General features: G+C 65.7%; 18 protein-coding genes. 15 read left to right on the top strand and 3 right to left on the bottom strand.

Going from position 1 to position 23,189, the window contains the following annotated elements; genetic code table 11:
- Position 1: 1 nt before the first annotated feature.
- Together P8R42_29335 and P8R42_29330 are read right to left on the bottom strand one after the other, a co-directional pair.
- A complete protein-coding gene (locus P8R42_29335) occupies positions 2–946 on the bottom strand; it encodes a DUF368 domain-containing protein (GenBank protein ID MDG2308703.1) in 945 nt (314 codons plus the stop codon).
- Between the two features lie 45 nt (positions 947–991).
- Complete coding sequence (locus P8R42_29330) at positions 992–1,801, bottom strand: enoyl-CoA hydratase-related protein (protein MDG2308702.1); 810 nt, start codon at positions 1,799–1,801, stop codon at positions 992–994.
- A gap of 54 nt (positions 1,802–1,855) precedes the next feature.
- Between P8R42_29330 and P8R42_29325 the strand changes: the two genes are divergently transcribed.
- The 9 genes from P8R42_29325 (at position 1,856) to P8R42_29285 (ending at position 12,632) form a co-directional block, all read left to right on the top strand.
- The gene (locus P8R42_29325; protein ID MDG2308701.1) at positions 1,856–2,866 is read left to right on the top strand and encodes a glycosyltransferase family 2 protein; all 1,011 of its coding nucleotides are present in this window, start codon (positions 1,856–1,858) and stop codon (positions 2,864–2,866) included.
- A gap of 62 nt (positions 2,867–2,928) precedes the next feature.
- Positions 2,929–4,392: a transglutaminase-like domain-containing protein gene (locus P8R42_29320; GenBank protein MDG2308700.1), complete on the top strand. Its 1,464-nt coding sequence runs from the start codon at positions 2,929–2,931 to the stop codon at positions 4,390–4,392.
- Positions 4,389–5,165, top strand: a complete 777-nt coding sequence (locus tag P8R42_29315) for an ABC transporter ATP-binding protein (protein ID MDG2308699.1) — start codon at positions 4,389–4,391, stop codon at positions 5,163–5,165. Before P8R42_29320 ends, P8R42_29315 begins: the two co-directional genes overlap by 4 nt.
- Position 5,166: 1 nt before the next feature.
- Entirely contained in the window at positions 5,167–6,876 is a 1,710-nt protein-coding gene (locus P8R42_29310; GenBank protein ID MDG2308698.1) for a hypothetical protein, read from the top strand.
- Positions 6,877–6,928: 52 nt separating this feature from the next.
- Complete coding sequence (locus tag P8R42_29305; protein ID MDG2308697.1) at positions 6,929–7,375, top strand: nuclear transport factor 2 family protein; 447 nt, start codon at positions 6,929–6,931, stop codon at positions 7,373–7,375.
- Positions 7,376–7,428: 53 nt separating this feature from the next.
- Positions 7,429–8,937, top strand: a complete 1,509-nt coding sequence (locus P8R42_29300; protein MDG2308696.1) for a TolC family protein — start codon at positions 7,429–7,431, stop codon at positions 8,935–8,937.
- Positions 8,934–10,235, top strand: a complete 1,302-nt coding sequence (locus P8R42_29295; GenBank protein MDG2308695.1) for a hypothetical protein — start codon at positions 8,934–8,936, stop codon at positions 10,233–10,235. Before P8R42_29300 ends, P8R42_29295 begins: the two co-directional genes overlap by 4 nt.
- Before the next feature lie 49 nt (positions 10,236–10,284).
- On the top strand, positions 10,285–11,469 hold the full coding sequence (locus P8R42_29290) for a phytanoyl-CoA dioxygenase family protein (GenBank protein MDG2308694.1): 1,185 nt from the start codon (positions 10,285–10,287) through the stop codon (positions 11,467–11,469).
- A 47-nt stretch (positions 11,470–11,516) separates the two neighbouring features.
- Complete coding sequence (locus tag P8R42_29285) at positions 11,517–12,632, top strand: hypothetical protein (GenBank protein MDG2308693.1); 1,116 nt, start codon at positions 11,517–11,519, stop codon at positions 12,630–12,632.
- A 126-nt stretch (positions 12,633–12,758) separates the two neighbouring features.
- On the opposite strand, the gene P8R42_29280 is transcribed toward P8R42_29285, so the two are convergent.
- On the bottom strand, positions 12,759–15,191 hold the full coding sequence (locus tag P8R42_29280; GenBank protein ID MDG2308692.1) for a TonB-dependent receptor: 2,433 nt from the start codon (positions 15,189–15,191) through the stop codon (positions 12,759–12,761).
- Positions 15,192–15,491: 300 nt separating this feature from the next.
- Here P8R42_29280 and P8R42_29275 point away from each other — a divergent pair, with 300 nt between their 5' ends.
- The 6 genes from P8R42_29275 (at position 15,492) to P8R42_29250 (ending at position 23,187) form a co-directional block, all read left to right on the top strand.
- Positions 15,492–17,822: a TonB-dependent receptor gene (locus P8R42_29275; GenBank protein MDG2308691.1), complete on the top strand. Its 2,331-nt coding sequence runs from the start codon at positions 15,492–15,494 to the stop codon at positions 17,820–17,822.
- Positions 17,823–17,867: 45 nt separating this feature from the next.
- Positions 17,868–18,107 (top strand): alcohol dehydrogenase catalytic domain-containing protein, encoded by a 240-nt coding sequence (locus tag P8R42_29270; protein MDG2308690.1) that lies wholly within the window; start codon positions 17,868–17,870, stop codon positions 18,105–18,107.
- Between the two features lie 32 nt (positions 18,108–18,139).
- On the top strand, positions 18,140–18,580 hold the full coding sequence (locus P8R42_29265) for a hypothetical protein (protein MDG2308689.1): 441 nt from the start codon (positions 18,140–18,142) through the stop codon (positions 18,578–18,580).
- 168 nt (positions 18,581–18,748) lie between these two features.
- Positions 18,749–19,108 carry a hypothetical protein gene (locus tag P8R42_29260; GenBank protein MDG2308688.1) on the top strand — a complete coding sequence of 120 codons (360 nt, stop codon included), beginning with the start codon at positions 18,749–18,751 and terminating at the stop codon, positions 19,106–19,108.
- Between the two features lie 137 nt (positions 19,109–19,245).
- Positions 19,246–20,199, top strand: coding sequence for an OmpA family protein (locus P8R42_29255; GenBank protein MDG2308687.1), 954 nt, complete (start codon positions 19,246–19,248; stop codon positions 20,197–20,199).
- Positions 20,200–20,370: 171 nt separating this feature from the next.
- Complete coding sequence (locus tag P8R42_29250; GenBank protein MDG2308686.1) at positions 20,371–23,187, top strand: c-type cytochrome; 2,817 nt, start codon at positions 20,371–20,373, stop codon at positions 23,185–23,187.
- Positions 23,188–23,189: the final 2 nt, after the last annotated feature.

Here is a 23,189-nt window from a genome sequence, read left to right as displayed (position 1 = left end):
GTCAGGTCTCATTCGGGCGACTGACGCGCTCGAGGACCAGCACGAACGCAATCCCGACGACGATCATCACGACGGGGATGATCATCCCGTCGGGTGCGTCCCAGGGCAGCACGTTCTCGAAGACGCGAGCCTTGAACTTCTTGGCCGGATCGGGATCGATCTCGATCTTGTACGGCCAGATTTTGCGCAGCGATCCGAACATGAAGCCGCAGAGCACGGCCATCGTGACGCCGTGGAAGCGATCCAACAGGAATCGCAGAACGCGGCTGAAGACGAGGATACCGGTCACGCAACCCGCGCCGAAGACCACCAACGTCATGATGGCGTCGCCGGTGAAGCCGCCAGACGCGAGGCCCTTCAGCAGCCCCGTCACGTGGTAGTACATGCCGAGAATCAGGAGGACGAAGGCGCCGCTGATTCCGGGGAGGATCATCGCGCAGATGGCGACCGATCCGCTGAAGAAGATGTACGGGTAGCTCGGTTCGGCGACCACGGGCACGAGCCCGGTCAGCCAGAAGGCGAACACCGCACCGAGTGCCGCCGAGGCGAACTCACCGGGCCCCCAGTGCTCGATGAGCTTCGCAACGAGCCAACTCGACGCGAGGATCAGCCCGAAGAACGCACCGAAGGTCGCCGCCATCTCGTGTTCGAGCAGGTAGTGCATCAAGCTCGCGAGACTCACGACGCCCGCGCCGATTCCCGCGAGGAGCGTGACGAGGAAGCGAAGATCCGCGTGCGCCATCGCGTCCCCCCAGCGACGATTCTTCACGAGGCCCAGCAGCGTGAGATCGATGTGACTGATCGCGGCGATGAGGCGCTCGTAGATTCCGAGGATCAGCGCCATCGTTCCGCCGGACACGCCCGGCACGATGTCCGCCGCCCCCATCAGGAGGCCGCGGCCCACGTTCTTGGCGTCGTTCAGGGGTGAGTCCGCAGGTCGTTCCATCCCGACGAAATACTGGTCAGGCCAGGCCGAGACAAACAGACGGCCTCAGTCGTCGGTGAAGGTCGCGGGGCGCTTCTGGAGGAACGCGGTCACGCCCTCTTTGAAATCACGCGACTGCACGCACAGGATCTGATTCCGATCCTCGATCCCGACTACCTGTTCCAAGCTTCCCGCGTCCAGGGAGTGCTTGAGACAATCCTTGGTGAGCCGGAGCCCGGCCGGAGAATTGCGCAGCATCCGGCCGGCGAGTTCGCGGGCCGAGGCCTCGAGTTCCTCGTCGGGCACGACTCGCGACACGAGACCCAACCGCTCCGCTCGCTCGGCTTCGATGAAGTCGCCGGTGAGCAGAAGCTCGCTCGCGATCGAGGCGCCGATGAGGCGCGGCAAGAAGTAGCTCACGCCGATGTCGCACGCGGATAGGCCGATCCGAATGAACGCTGCGTTCATTCGGGCCGACGTGCCGGCGATTCGAACGTCGGCGGCGAGCGCCATGCCGAAGCCACCGCCCGCGGCCGCGCCGTGGACCGCTGCAATGATAGGCTGCGGTGCGCGACGCATGCGCAACACAATCTCACTGACCTCGCGCTGACCTCGAAGATTTCCGACGATCGAGGGCCCCGCAGAAGACGCGGCCTCCTGCTGCGACCCGGTCTCCTTCAGATCCAGGCCGGCACAAAACGCTCGTCCGGCACCGCGCATCACGACGACCCGCGTCTGCCGATCCGCCGGGAGGTTCTGGAAGAAGTCGCTCACCTCACGAATCAACGTTCGATTCATCGCGTTCAACGAGTCCGGGCGGTTGAGCGTGAGCCAGGTCAGATGATCTTCACGGTCGACTTTGATCGTCTCGTACATGGTGGCCTCCAGAGGTGTGTTGGACATCGGGTACGTGCGCAGCGAGGATGGTGCGTGCCCGCCGCCCCGCTCGTCTCGGTCCTTCTACCGGTCTACCAAGCCGAGGCCACCCTGCCCGCCTGTCTCGCAAGTCTCGAGCGGCAGACCCTTACCGACTGGGAGTGCGTGATCGTCGACGACGGATCGACCGACGGCACCGCCCATTGCGCCGCTCGGTTCGTAGGCCGCGAGCCGCGAGCGCGGGTCCTGCGGCGCGACCATCACGGACTCGTCGAGACTCTCAATGCCGGCCTCGAAGCCTGCAGCGGAACCTTCATCGCCCGGATGGATGCCGACGATCTGATGCATCGCGAGCGGCTCCGCTTGCAGGTCGACCACCTGCGGCGCCACCCCGACGAAGCGGGTGTCGGGTGTCACGTACGAATCTTCCCTCGCGATTCGATGAGGGACGGGCTCCGCGCCTACGAACGCTGGCTCGGATCGATCGACGACGCGGCGCGCGTTCGGGCGGAGCGGTTCATCGAGAGCCCGGTCGCCCACCCGACCTGGCTGGTGCGACGGGAGATCCTCACATCCTACGGCTACCGGGATGTCGGCTGGCCGGAGGACTACGACTTCCTCCTCCGACTCCACCAAGACGGTCACGCGTTCGGAATCGTGCCCCGCCGGCTGGTTTCCTGGCGCGAGCACCCCAATCGGCTGACGCACACGGCCGCGGCGTACGAAATCGAGCAGTTCCCCCTCCTGAAGGCGGCGTTTCTGCGCCAGGGCTTCCTCGCCGACCGGAAAACCTACGTTCTATGGGGGTATGGACACACCGGGAAAATTCTCCGACGGGCCCTAATCGCGCACGACCGCGAGCCCTCTCATATAGTGGAGGTCCATCCGGGCCGGCTCGGGCAACGGATCCACGGTGCACCGGTCATCTCTCCCGACGATTTGGCCGATCACCCTGGAGAGCGGATCGTCACGTCGGTCGCGGGCGCGGGCCCCCGGGGCGAGGTCCGTGCGGCCCTGGCTCGCATGGGCTTCGTGGAACTCCGTGACTTCGTCTGTGCGGCCTGAAGGGTTGCGAGAATCCTGCGTCGAAGGGAAGCAATGAGGAGCGCCATGAGGGAGATCGCACAGTGAGAACGGCAGGAATCGTCGTGGTCGTCGCCGTGTGGCTCGGACTGCTGGCCGCGCTGGTGGGTCGACAGCAACCGCCGACCGACGCGCCGCTGATCGCACTCGAAGACAGCCCACTCTCCGATCCGGGCCGCGTGCAGAGCGACGAGTGGTTCGGGATCTATCAAGACGACCGGAAGATCGGCTGGGCCCACCGCTCGACGACCCGGGGCCCCAACGGGCTCGCCTTCCGGGACGATTCGAATCTCCGCCTGGCCATGCTCGGAACCGAGCAGCAGGTGCAGACGTCGCTCGTGGCCAAGACCGATTCCGAATACGCGCTTCAGGGATTCCGGTTTCGACTGGTGTCCCCCGCCGCAACGTTCTCCGCCGTCGGTGACGTCACTCCCGAGCGAGTCCACATCGAACACGGCACCGGAACCGCAATGAACACCCTCGAGATCCCTCTCGAGGAACCGATCCATCTTCCGACCACGCTGCGCTCGAAGCTCGCGCTGTGGGGTGCAGAGCCCGGGGCGCGTTACGGCGCGACCGTCTTCAGCCCGCTCACGATGCAGAACGAAATACTCACCGTCACCGTGAAGGGGCGTGAGACGATCGACGGACCGAACGGGCCGATCGAGACCGTTCGAATTGGAGAGACGCACCAGGGCATCGAAGCGACCGCGTGGATCGCCGAGGACGGCTCCACCATTCGAGAAGAAGCGACCCTCGGCTTTCGACTTCAGCGCGAAGCCCCCGAGGTCGCCGTCGCAAACATCGAGGGCAGCGCGCCCGTCGACCTCGCGACGGAAAACCGGATCCCGCTGAGCGGAACGATCGAGCAGCCCAGAGAAGCGTCGCACCTCCGCCTCGCCGTCGGAGGCGAAGCCGCAGGCAGGATCCCCGACGACCCGCCGCGGCAGCGAATCGCGAACGGAATCCTCGAGATCGAACGCGAGTCCCTCCGCGGCGCAGCGCCGGGCGACCACGCAACCATGGTGGAGGCCGCCTACACCGAACCGTCGGCGTTCATCGAATCCGAGGCCCCCGAGATCGTCGCCCAGGCCCTTCAAATCGTGGGAGGCGAGACCGACCCCGGGCGAAAGGCCCGGCTTCTCGTCGACTGGGTCCGGGGCGCGCTCACGCAGGAGATGAGCGTCACGATTCCGAGCGCCCGGGCGGTGCTCGAGTCAAAGACCGGCGACTGCAACGAGCACGCCGTACTCCTCGCGGCGCTCGCGCGCGCCACAGGCATCCCGACGCGAGTCGTCGCCGGCGTGGTCTACGCCGAAGACGGCTTCTACTACCACGCGTGGAACGAGCTGTGGCTCGGACGCTGGGTCAGCGCCGATGCGATCTTCGGCCAGTTTCCCGCCGACGCCACTCACGTTAAGTTCCTCGAGGGCGGGCCCGAACGCCACCTCGAGCTCGCCGATATCGTCGGCCGGCTCGAGTTCACCAAGTTGGAGAACCCCTCGTGATTCGCTTCGCCGGCCTCCACAAGAGCTACGGAGACCTCGTCGCCGTCGACCGCCTCACGTTCGAAATCCCGGCCGGCCAGGTCTTCGGCTTCATCGGCCGCAACGGCGCGGGCAAGACGACGACGATCAAGATGATGATGGGCTTGCTCGAGCCCACCAAGGGCACCGTCTCCCTCGGCGGCTTCGACATTCAGGAGCGATCGCGCGACGCGAAGGCGATCACCGGCTACCTCCCGGATCATCCGTACCTGTACGACAAGCTGACGGGGCGAGAGTTCCTCGGCTTCGTCGCAGGGCTCTACGGCGTGCCGGAACGAGAGCGCGAGTCGCGCAGCGAGGAGCTGCTCGGCGACTTCGCCCTTCTGGACCGGGCCGGCGAGCTTACGGAAACTTACTCGCACGGTATGAAGCAACGCCTCGCCCTCGCCGCGGCGCTCGTCCACCGCCCGAAGATCCTCGTCCTCGACGAACCGATGGTCGGGCTCGACCCGCAAGGCGCGCAGGACTTTCAGCGCCTGCTTCAGCAACTCGCGGCGGAAGGCGTCTCGATCTTCCTCTCGACCCACAGCCTCTCGGTCGCCGAGGCCCTCTGTGACGCCATCGGCGTGCTGGACCGCGGCAGGCTGATCGCTCTCGGCACCCTCGAGGAACTCCGCTCGCGCACGACGTCGAAGGCCGAAGGCGCCGCGGTGCCGGTAGACGGAACGGACGCACCCGAGTCGCTCGAATCGGTGTTCCTCGATCTCGTCGGTGCCGCCGAAGGCCAGTGGTAGCATGGTGGCGACCTCGGCCGGCGCGACGTCCGGTGGGGCATCGCTCCGCGGTATCCTGTCGCCGCGCGTCCTCGCGATGCGAAACAACGCTGCACGACGAAAGCTCCGACCGGTGATCGGGACGCTCCTCACCATGGCGTTCTGGATCGGCTGCTTCGCGCTCTTTGTTCGCGGCCTCGACTACTTCCAGACGATCGGCGACTTTGGGCCGCTGCTCACGCAGCGTCTGCTCGTCCTACTGTTCGTCACGTTCGCGATGGTTCTGCTGATCTCGAACACGGTGAGTGCGCTCACGACGTTCTACCTCGCCGACGACGTGAACCTCCTGCTTGCCGCGCCCGTCGACACGCGGCTTCTGCACCACGCTCGCTTCATCGAGACGCTCATCTCCTCGTCGTGGATGGTGCTGCTCTTCGGCCTGCCGGCGTTCCTCGCCTACGGCGTGGTGTACGAGGCCGGCCCGCTGTTCTACCTCGGCACGGTAGCAACCCTCGTTCCCTTCCTCTTCATCTTTTGCGCGATCGGGGTTCTCGTCACGACGGGGCTGGTTCTCCTCTTCCCCGCACAGCGAGCGCGCGACGGCCTTCTCGTCCTCGTCGGATTGCTGATCGGTGCCGCGTTTCTCACTGCAAGGATGCTGCGCCCCGAGCGGCTCGCAGATGCGGACGGGCTCGTCGGATTCGCCGCTTTTCTCGTCGGGTTCGGCGGTAGTCCCTCCCCCTTCCTGCCCACGACCTGGGCCGGCGAGGTGTTGATCCCACTGCTCGGTGCACGCGAGGGAGATCCGCTCTTCTTCCTCGCCCTGCTCGTGACCACCGCGGCGGTTCTGTTCTTCGCGAGCACGGCGCTCGTCGAGCGGGTCTTTCTCACCGCATGGACGCGCGCCCAGCAAGGGCGAATCGGGGCCGGGCCGGAACGCCGCCTCGCCCGATTCCTGCAGACCGTCACCCGACCGCTTCCCCGCGCGACCGGACTACTGCTCTCGAAGGACGTCACGATTTTCCTGCGCGACGCCAGCCAGTGGTCTCAGCTTCTGCTCCTCGCGGCGCTCGTCGGGATCTACGTCTTCAACTTCCGAGCGCTTCCCACGTCCGACGGCACGCCCCTCGCGATCGTCCTGCGCGACGTCGCGGCCTTCTGCAACCTGGGCCTCGCCGCTTTCGTCACGACGGCGGTCAGTGTCCGTTTCGTCTATCCGATGGTGAGCCTCGAAGGACGCTCCTGGTGGATCCTGCGCTCGGCGCCGATCTCGATCCCCGAGCTGTGGTGGAGCAAGTTCTGCATCGGCTACGTGCCTCTGCTGCTCCTCGGGCAGGTCCTCGTGGCTGCAACAAACTACTTCCTCGATGTGGGACACGGCTTGACCGTGGTCTTCGCGATCACGCTTCTCCCCCTCATCGCCGCCATCGTGAGCCTCGGACTCGCGTTCGGCGCCGCGTATCCCCGACTCGACACCCAGAACGCAGCGCAGATCGCGACCGGCTTCGGCGCGATCCTTTACATGGTCGTCTGCCTCGGTGTGATCACCGTCGTCTGCGCCCTCGAAGCGTGGCCGGTCACCCGCCTCTTCTGGACCTCGAGCAAGAGCCTTCCTCTCCTTCGGTGGGAGCCCCCCCTCATCGCCGCCTGCTTCGGCGCGACCTTCATCGCCTTGGCGATCACCTTCGAGGTCGCTCGCAGGTCGGCCCACCGCGCCCTGGCCCGTCTGTAAGCTTCGACCGCTCCACTTGAGAACCGGGCCCGACTCAGGCGAAACTCCGGTCATGTCCCCAGAAGAACTCGACGACCGCCTCGAAATCGACGACCTCCTGACCCGCTACGCGACCGGGGTCGACCGCAAGCAGTGGAACCTCTGGGAAAGCTGCTTCACCGAGAATGCCCACATCGACTACACGGCGTTCGGCGGCATCAAGGGCGGCGTGAAGGAAGTGCGGAAGTGGCTCGAGGAAACCATGGCGGGCTTCCCGATGACACAGCACCTCGTCATAAACCGTGAGATCCTCCTCGACGGAGACACCGCGACCGGCCGGTCGGGGTTCTACAACCCGATGGCGGTACCGAACGGCGACGCCCCACCGAAGCTGTTCTTCTGCGGCGGCTGGTACCACGACAAGCTCATCCGCACGCCCGCCGGCTGGCGCATCGCCCAGCGCGTCGAGGAATTCGGCTACAACACGATGACGCAGACGGTGATTCAGCCGCCATCGTAGCCTGTCTCGTTTCTCTCGACGATGAATCTCGTGTATCGACCTCTGACCGGGCGATGAGACACGAACGCCAAAGACGCGCGAGGTATCAGAGAGCCATCGGCCTTGCGGCGTGCCTGCTGTCGGCCGCGTGCAATCTCCCCTTCGCGACCTCGAAGGCCGCGTACCTCGAACCGGAGACTCTGGCACCGAAGGACTCCTCCGAACCATGGCAACCGCAGGCGGGCGACCTGGATGCCGAGCGTGAGACAACGCGCGTCCTCGCAAGGGAAGACCGGCAGCTCAGCGCGGCAGAAAGCTACGATCTCGCGACGCTGGTCGACGTCGCCATGCGAACGAATCCGCGGACGCGCGAAGCCTGGGAGGCCGCACGCGTGCGCGCCGCCGCTTTCGGAGGAACGCTCGGCGGGTACCTGCCCGACATCGGAGTCCAGGTCGAAGGCGGGAATGCGAGGTACCTCTTCGAGTCACGGGAGTCGCCGAACATCGTCACGCAGTATTCGATCACCCCGCTGGTCCAGCTCGAGTGGATCCTCTTCGACTTCGGACGCCGCCCCGAGAGGGCCGAGAGCGCACGGCGCCAACTTCTCGCGGCCAATCTGAACTTCAACCGGGCACTCCAGGAAGTCCTCTTCTCCGTGCAGACGACGTACTTCGCCCTGGACGCCGCCGGCGGCATGCTCCGCGCGGCCGAGAGCAATTTCGTGAGCGCCCATTCGGTCGCGAGCGCCGCGGAAGAGCGGCTCGCGCGAGGACTCGCAACGCGCTCGGACGTGCTGCTCGCACGGCAGGCCGAAGCCAAGGCGGCGTACGAGCTCGAGAGCGCACGGGTCCTCGTGAGCGACGCCGAGGCAAACCTCGCGCTCGCCGTCGGCGTTCCGGCGAATCAGTCGATTCACATCCAGCCGATGGAAGACGTCCCGCTGGAGCTTTCCGGAAGCGTCGATGCACTCATCGACGTCGCACTCGCAGAACGCCCAGACCTCGCCGCCCGCGTCGAGGAGCTACGGGCGCAGGAGGCCATCGCGCGCGAAGCGAAGGCGGATCTCTACCCCGTCATCTACGCCGCCGGGAACTATGGGCTGGACGCCTGGTGGTACCAGTTCTCCGGCCCGCCCACAGTGCAGAGCGATACGCCGGTCTGGAACGCGGGCCTCGGCCTTCGGTGGTCGATCTTCGAAGGCTTCGAGCGGTTGAACACGATCCGCGAAGCCGAAGCGGAGGCGTCTCGAGTCCGCGCCCGACTCGAACGCGCCGAACTCGAGACCATCGCTGCGGTCTGGCGCGCATACCACGACCAACGAGCCGCCGTGAAGAAGTACGAGTACGCACAAGCACTCCTCGACTCCTCCCAAGAGGCGTACGAAGGAAACCTGGAAAGCTACCGCCACGGCCTCGCGACCGTGGTCGATCTCCTGAAAGCGGAAGGCGACCTCGCCGAAGCGCGGTACATTCTCGTGCAGAGCCGCGCCGACCTTCTCACCCAAGCCGCCCGCATCGCCTACGTCGCCGGCGCCATCCCGGACTCGGAATCGGGTTCGGATCAACTGAGGAACTCCCCGTGACGACGAGCACTTTGCGGCGCAACTACTCCGGACCGTTCGACCCCGAACTCACGCTGGGCTCCTTTTCCCGGCAGGTCCTTGCCGAACTGGGCCGTGAGTATCTGCTGTCCGGCCATCTGCAAGACCGAGCCGGCCTTCCGCTCGTCATGATGCGCTTCGGCGAAGACGCGATGACCGCGATCTCGATCGACGAGTGGATGGCGGCGAGTCCGATCTATTCGGAACGCATGCAAAGAGCGCTCCGGTTCGAGGGGAACGACGTCGGCACCGTCTTCAAGAACCTGCAGTTCGACATCGGTGCGCCGCACCAGTTCATGGACTTTCAGTTCCTGCTCCACCGACCCGAGTACGGAGAGTTCTGGCTCGCACACTGCGGCGCCCTGATGGACGTCGAACCGTTCGGCGAAGAGCGTGTTCGGACGATGTGCCACGACATCGAGGATCCGACCTTCGATGCGACCGCGGCGGCGGCGCACCCCTGCATGAAGGTCAGACCGATTCACCGACCCCCGCGTTCCCCCGAGCACAGGATGCCGCATTGCCGGTGGAGGGTCTTCATTGACGACGAGGGCGTCGCCTACGAGCAACACGCGAACCTGGCGATCAACCGCCGCTCGAAGGCGGCAAGCGTCGTGCTGACCAAGGCCGTCGCGAACGGCGAGCCGGGCGGCTGGGCGGACTACTCCGGCACATTCGATCCCGGGTTTCAGCTCGAGGATCTTTCACACGACGCCCTGGTCACCGTACTCCAAGAGATCGGCGTGCAGATCCATCTCCTCGCGCACGCGTTCAATCTCTCCATCGAGCAGCGCTTCGGCACGGAGGACGCCGACGATCTCTCAGCCCAGCAGTGGGACGGGATCGCCGCGCTCACCGCCGAGCGACTCCTCACCGCGCTCGCCATCGAGGGCGATGGAATCGAGTCCATCGCGAAGGTGTTCCAGATGCACCCGTGCTTTCAACCGCGCGCGTACATCGATCTCCACGTCGAGATCACCGGAGATTCCAGCGCACGGCTCACGTTCGGACCGTCTCCGGCCTTCGAGGAGACCGAGGCGCACTCGTGGTTCGCCGGGCTTGGCAAGGCACCCCACCCCGCGCTCGACGCGATCGCGGGCACGGTGAACCCGAAGGCACAGTGCGTGCCGGCTTCCCCACGGAGCGGCGCACGGCTCGCCTTCGATGTCTTGATCGACCCGGCGGCCGACGCGTACGAGCCGTCCCAGGCCCTCGCCCTGGCCAAGGTGAGCAAAGGGGCAACCTTCCTCTTCGAGCCGCGCCGCCTCCCGCGCGCCTGACGCTCGCGGGCGTGGTGCGGACGGCCTCTCCGCACGATACAAGACGAGGATGGCCAGCGAGTTTCCTGAGATCGAGTTCGTCGAGTTTCACGAGAACGAGTTGCCGAGCCGCATCGCCGCCGGTCACGGCGCACATGCCTTCACGGCGAGCCGAGCGCTCGGATCGCTCGCGCTTCGACTCCCGAACGGCGACGCGTACACGTACATCCCCGAAGCGGGGAGCATCACGGTGAGGCCGGGCGCAACGGACGCCGACACCGAAGTCGAGATCAGTGCGCCCGACTTCTCGGACCTCGTGAACGATCTCGCGGCCGCGGCGGGACTCTTCTACCCGGGCCGCGCCCGTGTGCTGCGCGGGGACTCTCGCCGCTTCCTCGATTGGGAGCCCGGGTGGCGAGCCCTGTTCCACGGACGGCCAGTCTTCGAACGCGCGTCGATCGATCTTCGCGACCGCCACGGCGCCCCTCTCGATCCGCGGCGCTCCTTCGCTGTCGACGACGACCCGGCGGAGATCGCACATTTCATCGCGACGGCCGGCTATGTCCACTTTCGTTCGGTGTTCACGGCGGACGAGGTTGCGAGCTTTCGCGAAGCGGCCTCGGCGATCGCCGCGACCGCGACGGAGGACGACGGCAACTCGTGGTGGGGCGTCGCGAAGTCGGGTGAGAAGCGACTCACGCGTGTTCTCGATGCGCGCGCCGCCCCGAAGCTCCACGGACTCGTCGGAGAGCCACGCCTCACGCGTCTAATCGATCTCGTCGACTCGGACCTCGTGCCCGACGTCGACGGCGAAGCCGTGACCATCCTCTACAAGGTCAAGGACATCGCCCAGGGGCTGGCGGATCTTCCCTGGCACCGCGACTGCGGAATGGGTGGCCACGCGCTCCATTGCCCGACCGTCAACGTTAGCCTGTTTCTTACACCGGCGAATCGCGAGACGGGCGGGCTGTGGATGCTGCCCGGGTCCGCCCCGTTCAGCTGCCCTCCGGACCTCTTTTCGGAGAACGAGATCGAGGGCTCCGTCTTGATCGAGGCCGAGCCGGGCGACGTGTCCCTGCATCTGAGCGATACGATGCACGCCGCGTTTCCGCCGACCGGCAACGGGGTCCTGCGGGAAAGTCTGATCCTCACGTGGAAGCCTCCCGGCGCACGCCCGCACGACGGTCAGGGACACTACAACGATGCGATCAAGGGGCAGGGCGGCGTGCCGGTCGCGGGTCAAAAGTTGCGCTGAACGAAAACGCCGTTGTCCCGTTCGTCGGCGCGGGATAGCGTTTTCCTATGGTGTACTTTGTGCGAACTCTCGGAGTGATGCTGGCGATCGTCGGCGCGTATGGGTGTGGCGACAGCTCGACCTCGAGCGAGACGGCTCCCGGTGCTGCCTACCGAGATGCCGGGCCGTTCACCGCGGGCGTCACGACCGTCGGCTACGCTGACCGAAAGGTCGAGATCTGGTACCCGGTCGACTCCGGCGATGAAGGCGGGCGCGAGCGTGACGTGTACTTCATCCGCGACTGGCTGCCGGACTTCATCAACGCAATCCTACCGGCCGACGCGAATCCGCCGTTCGAGACGAACGCACATCGCGAAGCCCCCGCGAGCGCGGCCGGCCCCTTCCCGCTCGTGGTCTTCGCGCACGGGTCTGCGAGCTTCCGCACGCAGTCGACCTTCCTCACGACCCACCTCGCGACCTGGGGCTTTGTCGTCGTCGCGCCCGACTACCTGGAGCGCGGTCTCGGAAACGCGCTGGGGCAACCGCCGGAGCAGCCGATCGAAGACCTGGTGTTGAGCCGAGCCGCCGTCGACCTCGCCAAGCAGCTGAACTCGACCGGCGGCGGACTCCTCGAGGGGCGGATCGCCGCCGACCGCGTCGCGATCACGGGCCACTCCGCGGGCGGGGGGTCGTCCTTCCGCTTCGGCAGCGAGACCGACGTCGTGACCTACATTCCGCTCTCGGCCGGCGTGCGCGACACGACGGAACCCAGTGACTTCCCACAAGCGCCGTCCATGTGGCTCACGGGCGACATCGACGGCATCGTGAGCGTCGACGGTGTCGTCCGTGCGTTCGAAAACGCACCGTCACCGTCCCGACTCGTCATCGTCGAAGGCGGCGGCCATCTCGCACCGACAGACCTCTGCCGCATCGGCGCCGACGGCGGCGGCATCGTCCAGATCGGACTCGACGCCGGCCTCCCCGTCCCCGAAGGCCTCCGCCGCCTGGGCACCGACGGCTGTCAGCCCGAAGCCCTCCCGGCCGAAGCCGGCTGGCCCGTCTTCAACCACTTCGTCACCGCCCAACTCCGCTGGGCCTTCGGCCTCGACGACTCCCCCGTAGGCCTATCCCCCACCGTAGCCTCAGACTTCCCCGAAGCCCCCTTCACCTACAGGGAGAAGTAGGAGGCAGGGACGTTGGTTAGTCTCGCTGATTTTTTTTAGTAGTCGCCGGGGTCGTCGCGGGGAAAAGGGGCGCTCGCCACGACTAAACAAAATCAGCGAGACTAACCAACGTCCCTACCGGCGGCCTCAGAACCTGTGCGTTAGTTCCGCGCCGAAGGTGCGGGGGGCGCCCAGGAACGGGAGATTGAAGCCGAAGGCGGTGATGGGGATGCTCGAGTTGAAGTAGATCGTGTCGGTCAGGTTGCGGCCCCAGAGGGCGACCTGGCTGCGGTCGTCGTTGAAGTCGTAGGCGAGGCGCGCGTTGAGGAGGCCGAAGGCGCCCTGCGTGGCCGTCGGCAACTCGGGGCCCTGATAGTGAATCGGGCCGCTGAGCACACCTTCGACACGCGGCGTGAGCCAGCCGCGTACCCAGTCCGCACTGGGGACGTCGAGTTCGAAGGAATACTGGGCCGCGAGGAAGGCCGTGTAGGGCGGGACGTTGCTGAACGTCTCCCCTTTGCGGTTGATGTCCAGACCCGTGAGATCGCTCACGCCGGCGTACTCACCGTACTCGGTGTCAAGAAGCGCACCGTTCGCCTGGATGCGCATCCCCTCGAACGGCATCAGGAGAAGCTCCATCTCCACACCCTTCACCGTTGCGGTCGCCGCGTTCTGGGTGAGGGGAACGACCGTCGGGATGAAGCCCCCCGTGTCGACCGTGGTGACAGTGAGCACCTGGATGTTGTCGTAGTCGCTCAAGAACAAGGATGTGTTGAACGTCAGTTTCCGGTCCCATCCGATCGTCTTGAATCCGATCTCGTACGAATTGAGGTTCTCAGGCTCATAAGGCTCGAGAAGCTCAATGTCCTCTGGAATCGGACGCAAGTTGAAGCCGCCACTCTTGAAGCCCTTCGCGAACGTGAAGTAGCCCATGAAGTGGTCGAGCTGGTCGGGCAGATGCTCCTCGGGAAGCCGCATCGCAAGCGTACCCATCGGGGTCCACGCCTGGAACTTCTTGCTCTCCGTCCCGTCGGCGCGCACCCGCACGGCCGGCTCGACGTCGAGGAGCGACGCCTGCTTGTCTTCTTGCGTCCAGCGAATGCCGCCGGTGAGACTCATCCAGTCCAGGATGTCGGCTGTCGCCTGCCCGAACACCGCGATCGACGAATTGTCGAGATGACTCTCGGCGTAGAACACCCCGCCGACCGACGGCATATTCGGTACGAAACCGGTCGCCCGCGTGTTGTCGGCGCTATCGGCCAGGTAGTAGACGCCGCCGACGTAGTTGATCTTGCCATCCCAGGCGGTCCCGTTCATCTGGAATTCCTGGCTGACCTGCGAGGCGAACAGCGGGGTGCTCGGCAGCGTGAAGTCGCCGAAGACCACGTCCTCGCCGGTCGACGTCTGCGACCCGAGGTTGAACTCCGTCATGTCCATGTCCCGACGGAACGCCTCTTCCTGCGCGCGATACGCCGTGATCGACTTGAAGCTGAGGTCTTCGAAGACCGACGCATCGCCGATGTCCCACTGGATCGTCCCCCAGATCCCCCAGGACTGAAGATCCGCCATGCCCGGCCATTCCGCTTTGAAGTTCCGAGTCGTGAGCGTGGAGGACTTCTTACACGCCTCACGAAAGCCGGGAACGAGAGTCTGCAGTGCGCTCTCGTCGAACATCGTGCAGTGCGCACCGAACTGAGTCGAGTGCGCCTTCGAATAGCTGCCGGTGATGTCGATCGTCACGTCGTCGTGCGGCAGGATACGAAGCGACCCCTGGAACGCCAACGTGTTGCGATCCGACCAGTACTCGTCTTCGTAGCTATTGAACATGTAGCCGCCGTTCATGAACGACGCGAACGTCATGCGCGAGTACACGCGATCTTCCCAAATCGGAATGTTCAACGTGACTCGAGTATCGATCTGACCGAGGTTGCCGGGCCGGAGCAAGACGAATCCTTCGAACTCCTCCGTCGGCTTCACCGACGTGATGTTGAGCGCGCCGCCGGCCGTGTTCTTTCCGAAGAGCGTCCCCTGCGGGCCGCGCAACACTTCGAGTTGGGCGACGTCGACGACATCGAGCACCGTCCCCTGCGCACGCGCCAGGTAGACGCCGTCGACGTAAACGCCGACACCCGGATCCGACGTGAGCTGATCGGCATCGACCTGCCCGACGCCACGAATGAACACCTGCGCGAGATTCGGATTCCCACCACCTGCCTGGAACTGCAGGTTTGGAACTATCCCGTTCAGGTTCGTCATCTGCGTGATGTTGGATTCACGAAGCGCCGCCTCGCCGAGCGCCGTGACCGAGACCGGCGTATCTTCCAGCAACTCGTCGCGGCGCCGCGCGCTCACGACGATCTCTTCGACCTGATTGCTCGCTCGCCGCGAGAGTCCCGTCGGCTCTCCCGACTCGACCGCCTGGGCCTGCGCCTCGGCCGCGTCCATCTCGGTCTCGGCACCACCCGTCGCGCTCTGCGTCTCCCAATCCTCGACGGCTTCACTCTGTGGAGTTTGGGCCACCGCGGCGAGCGGCACAGCGAGAACGATCAGCATCGGCAAGAGTCGTGGAAAAACGCGCATGTGGGTGCCCCTTTTGGGTTCGAGAGAGCGCAACGCATGTACCGGTCGTATCCAAAGGTCAAGCGGGCCGCCGCGCTGTCTCGCAGAGAGAATCGGTCCGGGCCTAAACGTTCAGAGTCAATCCCTGCGCGGAATCAATGGGGGCGACTGAATCCGGCCCTGAGACGTCATGCGGACCGTGTGTCCGCCAGAAAGTGTCGAAACGTAGCGCGGACGCCCAGACAGCGACGCCCGATGTCGCCGGGTTGCGTCTCGACCACAATCGCGAGTATGCCCGCCGTAGCAGCAATGGGAGGGTGAATGTTCGGCTCGCAAACCGCAAAGCTCCGCAACTGTACTCGGCTTCTCTTGATATGCGTCACTCTTGCCATCCCAGCGTCAGCGGCCGCTCAGGACGCCGCACCCGCCTCGACCGCGGCGCATCACACCGCACGCGTCGAGGAGATCGTCGTGCAAGCGCGAAAGCGTGCAGAGTTCCTGGAGGACACGCCGGTATCCGTCAGCGTCGTGGGCGCCACCGAAATGCGCGAGACCGGCGTCACTCGACTGGAGGACATCCAGCAGCTCGTCCCCAACCTACGCATCTCGACACCGAGTGACGGCCAAGCCGCCGACATCGTGATCCGCGGTGTGGGCACACCGCAGTCTGCGTCGATCGCCTTCGACCCCGGCGTCGGCATCTACGTAGACGGCGTGTTCCTTCCGCGCGCGATCGGCACGCTCATCGACGTTCTGGACGTACGACAGATCGAAGTCCTCCGCGGCCCGCAGGGAACGCTCTTCGGAAAGAACACTGTCGGCGGCGCCGTGAGCATCTCCACCGTGAAGCCACAGCCAGAGCTCGAGGGCTTCGCCCTCCTCCGCCCCGGCAGCCTCGGCCAACTCTACACGCAAGCGATGGTCAATCTGCCGATTGTCGAGGACAAGGTCTTCACGCGTCTCTCCGTGTCGACAAACAACACCCGCGGGTACGCATTCAATCGGCAGTACGACCGGTGGGAGAGCAACCGAAACTCACTCTCGTTCCTCGGCTCGGTTCGCATCCTCCCGATCGAAGACGTCACGATCGACGTGAGCGGCTCCTGGTCGCGCGACCACAACCACGGGCGCCTACAAGAGTGCGTCTACATCGGTGGCGGCACGATCGGCAACCTCGTGAGTGGCTTGCAGCCGGCGTGCGAGTCCACGTCGCCGTTCGACGGCGCGTCGAACATCGACGGCATCTCCGACGTCCAGAGCTACGGAACGTGGGGCACGATCGCATGGGACCCCTCGAGCGGACCCCTGGAGGACTACGTCTTCAAGTACATCGGCTCGTGGCGGCAACAGGCTCCACGGCTGCGACTCGACAACGACGGCAGCACCGCCGAGGCCGTCTTCCGCGCCGGTGTCGGCGGCGGCGTCCACGACGGGCTTCCGGGCAGCCAACAGCAGGTCAGCCAGGAACTGCAGGTGAACGGCAGCCTCTGGGACGACCGCATCCAGTTCGTGGCCGGCGCGTTCGGGTTCTGGGAAAACGGCCGCGACGCCCAGACCCTCACGGTCGTCCCCGAGGTGCTGAACATCGTCTCGCTGAACCTACGCGAAATCGACAACTGGAGCTGGGCCCTCTACACGCAGGGCACCCTCGACGTGACCGACTGGCTCAGCCTGACCGGCGGCGGCCGCTACACCGAGGACAAGAAGGGGCTCTTCGCGCAGAACACCGACCCCCGAACCGACGACCCGCCCACGCTCAACCAGGACGACTCTGTTATCTTCACGGCCTGGACACCGATGGGCACCATCGCCGCCACTCTCCCCGAAGACCTCCTCGACGGCACCCCGGTCGACCACTTCATGACGTACTTCACGTACTCGCGCGGCTTCCGCGGAGGCGGCTTCAACGGCGTGCTCAACCCGGTCGCGACCAGCCTCGACCAATTCGAGCCCGAGTACCTCGACTCCTACGAGTGGGGATTCAAGACGATCGCTTTCGACCAGCTCGCCACGTTGAATGCGTCGGTCTTCTACAACAACTACGACGACATCCAGGTGACGACGCAAGTCGACGTCGGCGACCAGAATGGCGACGGCATACCCGACATCGAGCAAACGACGCTGAACGGCGCGAAGGCGACGTCCCACGGCGCCGAACTCGAGCTGCTCACGATACCGATCGACGGACTCCAGCTGCACGGCTCCGTCGGCTTGCTCTACACAGAGTTCGACGAGTTCATCGGCATCAGCTCGCTCGACGGCACGCAGCTCGACCGCGCCGGCCAGAGCTTCAACAACGCACCACAGCTCCAGAGCCACATCGCAGTCCAGTACTCGCTCGCGGTCGACCCCGGCGGACCGGAGTGGCTTCGGGGATGGGTCACGCCGCGGATGGACTGGTCCTACCAGAGCCGTGTCCACATCATCGGCGCCGAGGTGCCGCAGGGCACGCAGAGCGGATACAACCTGCTCCACGCACGACTCTCGTACGATTTCCTCGACGACCGCGCGCAGATCGCGCTGTGGGGAAAGAACCTCACTGACGAGACCTACTTCCAGTGGGTGAGCCCGGTCGTCTCCTCGTTCGGGATCGCAACCCGGATCTACAACGAGCCGCGCACCTTCGGCGGCGAACTGAGCTACCGGTTCTAACGGACCGACACGGCGGTCAAATCCTGCCGCCGGCGGTGCACTAGGATGCGCGCAGCCGTCTATCGCAAGAAGGGCAAGGTCGAGGTCGCCGAGGTGCCGGTCCCCACCTTCGACTCGGGCGAGGTGCTCCTCGCGGTGAGCCACTGCGGGATCTGCGGCACGGACCTTCACATGGTCGTCGACGGCTGGGGGCGCCCCGATTCGATCGGCGGGCACGAGTACGCGGGAGTGGCCCACGCCGCCGGCAGGCTCGCGGGGAAGGTCCTCGTCTCACCGAACGACTGAACCGCTGAACGATCGAACGAAGGAGCCACACCATGTCCGACGACGCTCCCCGCCATCCTCGCTTCAATCACGTCGCGCTCTCGATGCCCGCCGAAGCCCTCGACAAGAGACATCGGACCGACCTTCTCTCGTTCTACGCGGACGTCTTCGGCTGGGAGGAGATGCCAACGATGACGATCGATCGAGAGCGACTCGTGCTCAAAGCCCATAGCTACGAGGAGTTCGTCTTCCTGGTCGCAGACGACAACCCGATGTCGTGCGCCCACCTCGACCATTTCGGCATGTCCGTGGCGACCCCGGAGGCGCTGGATGAGATGTACGGGCGGGCGCGGGCCTACTGCGAGCGAGACGAGCGGGTGGAGATCATCGACCGGAGCACCGAGGATCACGGCGTCCTGAAGCTCCACAGCTTCTATGTTCGCTTCTTGTTGCCGATGATGGTCGAGGTCCAATGTTTCGAATGGCAAGAATGACCCTGAAGAGAGCAAATAACGCGGTGCGTTGAGAGTTTTCTGCCCGTTTCGTGGGCGAGGCGGCCTTTCGAGTGCCTATCCCTTGGGCGCGGCCCTTGAGAGAGAACGAAAATCCTGAGATACCACGAGGGAAATCCGGCAATTCCAGCCGGCAGTAAGGAGAGATTCATGACCCGATTCACCAAGTCCGTTGCCGCCGTCGTCGCCGGTCTCGCACTCATCGCTTCCGCCCCGATCGCGTGGGCCGACGAAGTCGGTGGTGAAGAGATCATCGTCATTCAAGAGATCGCTCCCGCGCCCAGCGTCGTCATGCAGGACGATCCCATCGGCCCGGTCGCCGTCTTCACGGACCTGATCATCGGTCGCCCCACCCTGTTCATGGCGGGCATCGCTGGTGCAGCGTTCTACGTGCTCTCGCTGCCGATCACCCTGCCGAGCGGTACAGAACAGGACGCACGAGACACCTTCTTGCTGCCGGCGCAGCAATTCGTTGGAACGACGCCGGGCGGCAAGCTCGACCCGACCTGATTACGACGCGCAGGACGGAGATCGCGCGCCTAGGCGTGGCGAGGGATCTTCGGAGGCGTCTGGAATGATGTTGAACGCGTCTCGTGAGCGAAGCGGCCATTGCCCGCAGCGCCACGCAACGTAAATGAGGAGGCAACATGAAGTTCAAGAGCGTTTTGTTGGCGACCGCGCTGATGTCGATGGTCGTCGCCCCCGCCGCTTTCGCGGCTGACGGCCCCGAGGTGGGCGCCAACACCGGTGCCATGATCTCGCTGTCGAAGTTCCGCGACACGGTCGACGGCAACACCGGCGCGACCGTCGGTTTCTACGGCGGCTATCGCTGGGATCTGACCGAGGCCCTGAAGATCTCCCTGATCGGACAGCCCCAGTTCACGTTCTCGCCGGGCACCGAACGATGGAACAACGGGACCGCCTTCGGCGGCGGCTTCGGCACCATGGTGATCTTCACCGGTGGTCCAAAGCTCACGTACGTCACCGGACCGGTTGAGACGCATTTCGGCGTCCAGGGCGGCTTCTACAAGGACCTGACGGGCGCGATGTCCGACACGGGCGGCGGCGCGAACGCCGGCGCCGGTGTGTCCTACCGAATCAGCGACCTCACCAGTGTCGGCATCTGGGGCCGCTATGACTGGACGACGATGGACGCCAACCCGGCGACGACCAACGATCGTCAGTTCGTTCTCGCAGGCATCGGCGTAAGCCATGTCTTCCCGGTACCGCAGGTCGCGGTGGCCGCGGCACCGCCGGTCAAGCGTAAGCTCGTCCTGCGCGGCGTGAACTTCGACTTCGACAAGTCGGCCATCCGGGCCGATGCCCGTCCGATCCTGGACGCGGCCGCGGCCACGTTGAACGAGGATCCGAACGTTCGCGTCGCCGTCGAGGGCAACACCGACTCCATCGGCACCGCCGAGTACAACATGGGCCTCTCGCAGCGCCGCGCTGAGTCTGTCGTCGACTACCTCGTCGCTCAGGGTGTCGCACGCAGCCGCCTCGACGCCATCGGCATGGGCGAGTCGAACCCGGTCGCCACCAATGACACGGAAGACGGCCGCGCGCAGAACCGCCGCGTCGAACTCCTCGTCCTTCAGTAGGACTTCACTCGATCACGCGAGGGGGGGCTCCCACGGGCGCCCCCCCTCGCCGAGATCGGCCCCCGCCGGCCCCCGTGGCCAGGCATCGGTCGGCCCCGTCGTTGACTTCCCGGACCACCGAGTCCGACAGCGCTGGCCGACGGCTCGCAACACATGTAGGTAAGCGACTCCGTGAAGCGCGCGCTCGTCATTCTCGTCGTCGCGATCGCCCTCGGCTGGGTCGGCTGGCGTCTCTGGCGCGGCCCGGATCCAGCCGCGATCCTGGCCGCGATCGACGTTCCGCCAGCGCCGGTGCTGTCGCCCGAAGACGAGCTCGCAACGTTTCGGCTCGCCCCCGGCTTCCGTGCCGAACTCGTCGCCGCCGAACCGCTGGTCGTAGACCCGGTCGCGATGGACTGGGACGACGAAGGGCGCCTCTACGTCGTCGAGATGCGCGGCTTCATGCCGGACGTCTACGGCAACGACGAGGACATCCCCAACGGCCGCATCGTCGTCCTGGAGGACACCGACGGCGACGGCCGGATGGATCAGAGCCACGTGTTCCTCGACGGGCTCGTGATGCCCCGTGCAATCGCCGTCCTCCCAGAAGGAGTCCTCGTCGCCGAGCCTCCGAATCTCTGGCTCTGCCGCTCGACCGGCGCCGACCCGTCCAAGCCGCGGTGCGACGAGAAAACCCGACTCACCGCGTACGCCGAGGGCAGAACGAATCCCGAGCACATGGAGAATGGCCTCCTCCCCGGCATCGACAACTGGATCTACAATTCGCGATCGAAACGAAGGTTTCGGTTTCACGACGAAGCCCTCCAGGTCGAGCCGACGCAGATGCGCGGCCAGTGGGGCATCGCGCAGGACGACGACGGACGGCTCTACTACAATCACAACTCCGGGTTCCTGTACGGGGACGCGATCCCGGCGGACTACCCGAGGCGCCAACCGGCGACGGGAGCGCCCGTCGCGAAGGCCGGCGTGAACGTGCCGCTCAGTGACGGGGAGTTCGTGCATGGCGTACGCGTCGCACCGGGCCTGAACCGGGCCTACTTGAAGGGCACCCTTCGCGCCGATGGTCGCCAAAACGGACCGACCGCGGTCAGCGGGCTCGCGATCCAACGCGGCGACCAGTTCGGCCCTGCGTTCGTGGGCGATGCGTTCGTCCCCGAATCGGGAGGCTCCGCGGTCGCGCGCTTCTCGGTCGAGAGGGACGGCACTGATCTCTCCGCCGAACACCACCTCTACGACGATCCACAGTGGGGGAAACGCGAGTTCCTCGCATCCACAGACGAGCGCTTCCGCCCCGTCGACGCGCACCACGGACCCGACGGCGCGATCTGGGTCATCGACATGTATCGCGGCGTGATTCAGCACGCCGAGTTCGTGTCCGACTATCTGCGCGAGTACATACAGAATCACGAACTCGAGGAGCCCGGAGCGACGGGGCGACTTTGGCGGATCGTGAAGGAGGACCAACCCCTCCCGCGACAACCTCCGTCACTCGCAACCACCGGGGACCAGATCGCCGCACTCGAACATCCCAACGGCTGGGTCCGCGACCACGCCCAACGCCGGCTCGTCCACGAGCGATCCCCCGCGGCCGCACCCGCTCTGCGCCGCCTAGCCGACTTCGCCCCGCTCGGTCGCCGCCACGCGCTGTGGACTCTCGAAGGGATGGAGGAGCTCGACGTCGACACCTGGCAGACGGCCCTCCGAGACGACGACGCGCGTGTCCGGGTCGTCGCCCTGCGCGCCGGAGAACCCCTCCTCTACCACCCCGGCGCAGGCGGCCTCACAGCCCTGCGCCCGCTCTTAGAGGACGACGACCCCGAGGTTCGACTGCAGGCATTACACTCGCTCGGGGCGCTCCCCGCAGAGGAGCGCCCCCTCGAAGAGATGCTCGCGACGGGCCGAATGCCCGGCGACCCGCTCGCGAGGCAAGCCGTCGTGTCCGGTCTCTCGGGGCTCGAAGCGGACGCTCTGCAAAGCGAGGTCGCGCGTGCGGAGCGAGCAGAGATCGATGACGCAACCCGACAGTGGCTCGCGCTCCTCGCGCGCGCCGCACAGCTCTCTGCGAAAACGAACCCCTCGCAAACGCCGCCCACCACGGTTCTCGACCTCGTGTTGGCCACGCCGTCGGACGCGGCGCAGATTGCTCTTCTCACGGGCCTCGAAACCGCGTGGCGCAGCCCCGGTGGCGGCATCGTCGAGCTTCCTGCTGCACACCCGCTCTTTTCCGAAGACCGCGAGTCGAGCGTCGACGTGGCACAAGCCACCCGGCGCGTCCGGCGCGGATTCACATGGCCCGGAGACCCTCGGCCCGGCGGCGCCCGCGCGCTCTCGCCAGACGAAGAGAAACGTCGCACCGCCGGCAAGCAGCTCTTCGCCGACAGCTGCGCCGCGTGCCATGGCGCGACCGGTCGCGGCCTCGCGGGCCAGGCCCCCGCTCTCGCCGGCTCGCCCTGGGCACGTGACTCCGACGATTGGCTCGTGCGCATCGTGCTCGACGGTCTCACCGGCCCCATCGAAATCGACGGCAAGGAATGGAACCTCACCATGCCCGGGCACGGTGACGACACCGAACACTTCGGTGACGAGGCCCTGGCGGGCCTGCTCACGTACATGCGCCGCGCCTGGGGGCACGCTGAAGATCCAATCTCACCGGACGTGATTGCGGGCATTCGAGAGGCGACCGCCGGACGCACGCTGCCATGGACGGTCAAAGAGTTGCATGAGCTGCCGATCCGACACCGACTCGATCGCTACGTCGGCGCCTATCAAGTTCCGGTAATCGGAACCGAGCTCGTGATCGTGCGACAGGAATCGGTCCTGGCCGTCGGCCAACGTGGAACCGGCAAGGGACCGATCGAGGAGGCGGGCGACGGCCTTTTCCTGCGCGACGAGATGTCCATCCAGTTTGAGACCGACGAAGACGGCACCGTGACCGGTGCAACCGCGTCGTACAACGGGATGGAATTTCCCGTGACGAAAACGGAGTGACG

Source organism: Candidatus Binatia bacterium (assembly GCA_029243485.1).
Taxonomy (GTDB): domain Bacteria; phylum Desulfobacterota; class Binatia; order UBA12015; family UBA12015; genus VGTG01.
This window is presented reverse-complemented; position numbering and strand designations above follow the sequence as displayed.